Raw genomic sequence first — 232 nt, 5'->3', positions numbered from 1 at the left:
ATCGAAGTGTGGATCTCGTCGCCCGTGCGGTCGAGGAAGCCCGTGTTGATGAACGCCACCCGCGACCGGGCCGCATGGATGCAGGCCTTGAGGTTCGCGCTCGTGCGCCGCTCCTCGTCCATGATCCCGATCTTGACCGTGTTCGCCGGCAGCCCCAGCGCCGCCTCCACCCGGGTGAAGATCCGGTCGGTGAAGGCGACCTCTTCGGGCCCGTGCATCTTCGGCTTGACCA

The 232-nt window shown here is 66.8% G+C and carries 1 pseudogene; it reads right to left on the bottom strand.

What is annotated here, in order from left to right:
• Positions 1-232 (bottom strand): annotated as a pseudogene (locus H2O73_RS24395) (malate synthase G); the annotation flags it as partial.

Source organism: Vibrio marinisediminis (assembly GCF_014050145.1).
GTDB classification, from domain to species: domain Bacteria; phylum Pseudomonadota; class Gammaproteobacteria; order Enterobacterales; family Vibrionaceae; genus Vibrio; species Vibrio marinisediminis.
Note: the sequence above shows the minus strand (reverse complement) of the source record. Positions and strands in the feature narration are given on the sequence as shown.